Origin of the sequence: Clostridioides sp. ZZV15-6597, from assembly GCF_020657815.1 — a bacterium.
Lineage (GTDB): Bacteria > Bacillota > Clostridia > Peptostreptococcales > Peptostreptococcaceae > Clostridioides.
In genome coordinates, this window is record NZ_JAGWCT010000161.1 from 1 (window position 1) to 6,041 (window position 6,041).

General features: G+C 27.9%; 5 protein-coding genes. 4 read left to right on the forward strand and 1 reads right to left on the reverse strand.

Features of this window, described 5'->3' with window-relative positions:
* The 3 genes from KGF52_RS19935 to KGF52_RS19945 all read left to right on the forward strand — a co-directional run.
* Positions 1-983, forward strand: a 983-nt coding sequence (locus KGF52_RS19935; protein WP_227841383.1) for a hypothetical protein, incomplete at its 5' end; no start/stop codon positions are given.
* A gap of 25 nt (positions 984-1,008) precedes the next feature.
* Positions 1,009-2,475 carry a glycoside hydrolase family 55 protein gene (locus KGF52_RS19940; RefSeq protein ID WP_227841384.1) on the forward strand — a complete coding sequence of 489 codons (1,467 nt, stop codon included), beginning with the start codon at positions 1,009-1,011 and terminating at the stop codon, positions 2,473-2,475.
* A gap of 145 nt (positions 2,476-2,620) precedes the next feature.
* On the forward strand, positions 2,621-4,030 hold the full coding sequence (locus tag KGF52_RS19945) for a glycoside hydrolase family 55 protein (protein WP_227841385.1): 1,410 nt from the start codon (positions 2,621-2,623) through the stop codon (positions 4,028-4,030).
* An 86-nt stretch (positions 4,031-4,116) separates the two neighbouring features.
* Here KGF52_RS19945 and KGF52_RS19950 read toward each other — a convergent pair whose 3' ends face one another.
* Positions 4,117-5,244 carry a Fic family protein gene (locus tag KGF52_RS19950; protein ID WP_227841386.1) on the reverse strand — a complete coding sequence of 376 codons (1,128 nt, stop codon included), beginning with the start codon at positions 5,242-5,244 and terminating at the stop codon, positions 4,117-4,119.
* Between the two features lie 356 nt (positions 5,245-5,600).
* Between KGF52_RS19950 and KGF52_RS19955 the strand changes: the two genes are divergently transcribed.
* A partial coding sequence (locus KGF52_RS19955) for a glycoside hydrolase family 55 protein (protein ID WP_227841387.1) occupies positions 5,601-6,041 on the forward strand: 441 nt, incomplete at its 3' end.

Below are 6,041 nucleotides of genomic sequence, written 5' to 3' on the forward strand. Positions count from 1 at the left end.
ACTATGATAATCGTGAAATAAAAAATGAATTACCTAAAGATGTATCTGCTATAACAGAAGGTAAAGGAGTACAAGGTCTATCACATTTTGAACATCTATATATTTCTGGATTTTCGGGAACAGGAATTGAAATTCCACTTTATGCAACTGGTAATGATATTACTGTTACCTCATGTGGTCTTGGTATAAAACTTGGAGAAAAATCTATGCTTTCTAGTAGTAAGATTCATAAATGTAAAAATGGAATGGAAATTACAACTGGTGTCAGCTTAAACAATGTAAAAATAGAAGATATTCAAGAAGTAGGTATTAATAATAAAGGGCTTGGTTTCAATCTTATGATGAATCTTGCAGTTGATAAATGTGGATACTGCGGATTTATGTTTGGAAAAATGTCTCATAGCCAGATAACTGCAAGATTTACTAACTGTAGTCAATATTATAAAAACGTTGACTATGATACTTATAAAAATCTTCCAGATAAAAAAGAAGAAGCTTATTCTATACTTTATGGAGACACTTTAGACAACTGCAATATTGTATTGATGAATAATAATGTTGATACTCTAGAAAATGGTCTAGAGCGTAAGATACATGTAATCAAAGCGAATGAAACAACTAATGTAACTCTAGAATGTGATGCTGAAGCTGATAGCTTTATACAATGTGCAAAAGGTAACTTGCTATTAGAAAATGGTAGAAATACTTATAAGTTTTATGATGGTGAGATTTGTTCTGTAGGCAGAGTTCAAGTTTCTGATGTAAATCAAGGTGATTTACTTAAGATAATTGACAATACACTTTATGTAGATGATGGTGGAAAAGATTTAGTAGTTCCTAAACTACAGAAGAATTCTGTTATATCTTCAATATTAGATTCAGAAGAAGAGATAAGTAAATTGCATAGTGGAACATGGGAACAAATTGGTGTAAAAACACTTAATGGAGAGCCTATGTATTATTATAAAAAAATAAATGATTAGTTTCAAAATGAGGAGGTAGTGAATTATGGGAGAACCTATAATAATTAAAGAAACAGATGGATGGATTAATGTTTTAAATTATGGAGTTTGTAATGAGGAAAAAGAAGATGTAAGTTCTAGGGTGCAAGAAATTATAAATGCTGCACCAGAAGACTCTATTATATATTTTCCAAGAGGTAAGTACTTATTTACAAGTGGTATAGAGATTAACAAACGATTAACACTATGTGGAGATGCATATTTTAGGTCAAATAATCCAGATAATGATTATTTTTTTTCAGGAACAACACAATTTTCTGGTAAATTTGATAAAGAAGATGAAGCAAATGGTACAATGGAAAGTTTTACAATGATAACGGTAAAGGGAGTAAAGCATTGTATTAAAAGTATTTCTTTTCAATCAGATAACTGCAAGAATGCGGAGTCACCTGATGTACCTCCTGCAAATGGAGAACCAGGATTTCATCATGAAATAATATTCAAAAGTGAACACAAAGGGAAATGTATATCAGCAATTGTATGTGAAAATGTATCAGAAGGGCCTGGTCATTATGAAAATGTAGACTTTGGTGGTTTTGGTGAAATTGCACTTAAGATGCCTAATAATTCCACAGTAAATGATATTACTGTTTTTTCGTGTAATCGTGGAATTAGTACAGGAGAAAATTCAATAATTACTAATGGAAAGACTTGGGGATGTGATTATGGAATGGAGATTTCTACAGGAACTTTTATTAATGGTATGAGAGTAGAAGAAGTTGGTAAGGTTGGTATTGATAATGTTGGTGAGGGCTCAAACTTGGTTACAGATATTACAATTGACCAATGTGGATATTGCGGATTTAAGTTTGATTCGATGTCTAATACACACATATCAGCAAATATCTTAAGATGTGGACAATACTATTTTAACTTTAGCTATGATGACTACTTAAAGCTAGATAATAGAGTTAATGAAGCATATTCTTTATTTTATGGGAATTCAATAGAGTCAAGTAATATAACAATCTCAAATAGTAATGTAGATTATTGGGATGATAAAGGGAAAGATAAATTTAATGAAGGAAAAGGGGATCTAAGATATAGTCCGCATAAGGTATACCTTATAAAAGCTCTTGAAACCAATAATATGTTATTAAGATGCCCTGTAGATGCTACTGACATGGTTGTTGAGTTAGAAAAAGGAAACCTAATATACAATAATAAAAAACAAACTGTTATATTTTATAATGGAAAAATAAGTAGTATCAATGGAGTTGATATATCTGAAGAAGAGCATAATGGCAAAATTATGATAAAAAAAGGTGAGATGTATATAAATAGTGATGATAAAGATATTAAAATGTATACTCCACAGATAAATGATATTATGACAACAGGAAATGAAAGTAGCGATACAGTTGCTCAGTATTATGGTGGAAAATGGGAGAAAATTGCTGAAAAAGTAGAGTTTGGAATGGCGGTAAGATATCATAAAATGATAGAAAAATAAGCAAATGTATGGTATTTAAACTAGCACGTTACTAGTAGTCTAGTTGTTATAGTATAGTTAAATTTATAACTATAAAAAATTCATCTAATACCAAAAATACATAATATTTTGGTATTGAGTAAATAAGAAAGGAATAAATAATATTATGGAAGAAATTAAAAATGAAATAACAATTAACATATTAGAAAAAAATCCTAAGATCAAAAACGATGGTTCAGAAGATGTGGGACCTTTCATACAGGAAGTTATTGATAAGCTACCATTTAAGTCTTGTATTTTATATTTCCCAAAAGGTAAATACTTATTTAAAACTGGTATCACAATTGATAAAGAAATTACATTATTAGGAGATTCTGATGCATCAACATCTGCTACAGAATTTATAACACGAGGAGTTCCTAATATGAGTATTATTACATTAAAAAAAATGAAACAATGTATTAAAAATATAAGTTTTTATTCTGACAGCTGTGAGATGATTGTTCATGATGAACCCCCAACAAAAGGAAATCCACATTATCATTATGAAATGCTCATTAAGACAAATGAGAATAATGAAGAAATGAAGGGTGTGTCAGCAATTACAACTGATGGTTTGGCTAATGTTCACAGAGGTCTTGGTCATTATGAAAATCTTTATATAAGTGGTTTCTCAGGCATAGGAATTCAGATACCATATTATGCAATTTCAAATGACATTACAGTTACCTCTTGTGGGTTAGGTATTGATACAGGTATCGATGCAATTATTTCTAACAGCAGAATATATAAATGTAAAAATGGAATGAGAATTATGACTGGAACTAGTATAAATAGTGTAAGAATTGAAAAGATACAACAAGTTGGTCTTAGAAGTAGCCAAATTGAGGGTCTTGAGGCATTTGGTAGTTACAAAATCGATAATATTACAATTGATCAATGTGGGCATTGTGGTTTTCTATTTGGTGCAATAAGAGATACTTATATATCTGGAATTATAAGAAGATGTGGGCAACGTTATTATAATACAGATTATGATACTTATTTAAAGATAAAAGAGGAAAAAGTAGGAGCATATTCTTTACTTTCTGGAAACTATTTTACTAATTGCCATTTTAATCTAATTAGTGATAATAAAGATAACTGGGATGATGGTTTAGAATATAAGCATAAAGTTTATGTATTTGAAACTCTTCAAATACCAAATTCTACACTGAAATGTAGCATAGATGCTTATGATTATATAGTAAAATCAGTAGACGGAGGTGGAAATTTAAGGTTACAAAATAACTCTAATGATTATATATTTATTGACTCATCTATTCCAGAAATTATTAATGGAATTAATTCAGTGGACTATCGCAAAAACGAAAATTTATTCCTATTACAAAATGGTATGTTTAGTTTTAAAGATGGCAATAATCGAAAAAATATATTTAGACCTTGTCCGGGTCTTGTTGTTAAATCAACAGATTCAGATATTTCTAAGATAAAATCTACCTATGGAGGAGAATGGATAAAAGTTGGCTCTGAACCTATTGGAAAAGAAACTGTAAATTATTATAAATTATTATAAGTACTTTATTCAAAGTAAATTATATAAAGAAATGAATCCTTATAACAGGATTCATTTCTTTATGTAAAATATTTTATAATAAACTTTTAATCTATATCAAGCATTTTTAAGTACTTCTCATTAACTTTATATACATCCTTTTCTCTAGATAAAATCTCTATCTCTTCAAGATTATTAAACACTTCCATCAACTGGTCAACTAATTCGATTTCCTTTATTCCAGCCTTTAAGTATCTACTTTTATTCTTTTTAATATAGTTTTCTAATGTCATAGAATAGTTATCTTTATTACAAATATATTTTAATATATGTTCTTCTGTTGATGATAGAGTAATATCATTTTCAAATAACTCCTCTTTCAACACACTCTCTAAAGACTTTCTATCATGCATGTTACGCATTTCATTTATAGATTGTATTATAGACTTTAACATAAACTCTATAAATATAGTTAAATTATATCCCTTATTCTCTACATCAAGTATAGCCTTATAATACTTAGTTCTATTTTTAGATATTATATATGATATTGAAAACTCTTTAAAAGTATCATATCCTTTATTAATTAAATACAAGTAAGACAATGCTCTTGAAGTTCTCCCATTTCCATCACTAAATGGATGAACATATACAAAATAGAAGTGAATTATCGCACTTTTAATTAAATCACTAATTTTGCTATTTTCCATAAAATCTATTAATTTACCCATAAAGTCATATATCTTCAAAGAATCAAGCCCTGTATGTATAATCTTACCTTTTGAATCACATACATATACTTTTTCAGTTCTATACTCGTACTCTTCTGAATCTAAGCAGTTTTCACCCAATATATGATGTAAGTCATATATAAATTTGTGACTATACAATTTATCTAAGTTATCTAATCCATATTCTAAGGCTCTATGATTATTGTAAATCATATACTCACTTTTATTACTTGGTTTCATCTTTCCTCTAATTATAGATTTTGCAATCTTTCTAGTTGAAAAAGCACCCTCTATTACACTAGAATAATAAGACTCCAGTGCCAAGTCATTTTTATCTTCTATTACTTTAAATATCTTACTTGATGTTAATTTATTTGTTTCATTTATTAAATTTAATATATTCTCAGTCTCATGATAGTATAGTTTCTTATTATCAAAACTATTTAGAGGAAGTACAATTTTATTTCCTGTAGAGTATTTATTTTTGTATTCTTCTATTGTCACTTTAATCACCACCTTAGATTATCTTTATCTATTAATATTAACAAAAACTATTGGTTTTTACACTATTTTATATATTATAATTTTATTTCTGTTAATTATTATTCCATCTATAATCAATTCAAATCTTCCTAGAAGCATAAATTATTTATTTATAAACAATTTATAAACAATTTATAAACAAATCGACTATTAATACAGTGTTTTATTATAGTAACATAGAAATTGTAGGAAGGATATTATTATCATAAAGATTATCTCTGAGATTATAAAGATAAACAGATTTACTCTAATTATAGTAAAAATATATTTATTCCTACAAATATAAATAACTTAAATTTTAAAAGGAGGAATTAATCATGGCAATTGAAACTAAAACTCCAGACTGGGTTAATGTGCTGGAGCTAAACAGTAAAATAGACATTACTGGAAAATCTGATGTAAGTGATATGATACAAGATATTGTTTCTGATGAATCACTAAAAGATTCTGTTATATATTTTCCAAACGGTGACTATTTATTTGAAAAAGGTATTAAGATTAGACAACAAATAACACTTCAAGGAAATTCTTATTATGGAGGCGATGTTCCAGAATTAAGTGAAAGTGAAGACAATAAAAAGCCATTCATAGGAGCAACAAACTTTATAACTAGAGGCGTTTCTAATATGAGTATCATTACATTGACAGAGACAAATCAAACTATAAAAAATATTAACTTTTACTATGATAATCGTGAAATAAAAAATGAATTACCTAAAGATGTATCTGCTATAACAGAAGGTAAAGGAGTACAAGGT

Bases quoted from the DNA above. Each gene is read 5' to 3' on its own strand.
- KGF52_RS19940 (WP_227841384.1), top strand. From the start codon at position 1,009: ATGGGAGAACCTATAATAATTAAAGAAACAGATGGATGGATTAATGTT.
- KGF52_RS19945 (WP_227841385.1), top strand. From the start codon at position 2,621: ATGGAAGAAATTAAAAATGAAATAACAATTAACATATTAGAAAAAAAT.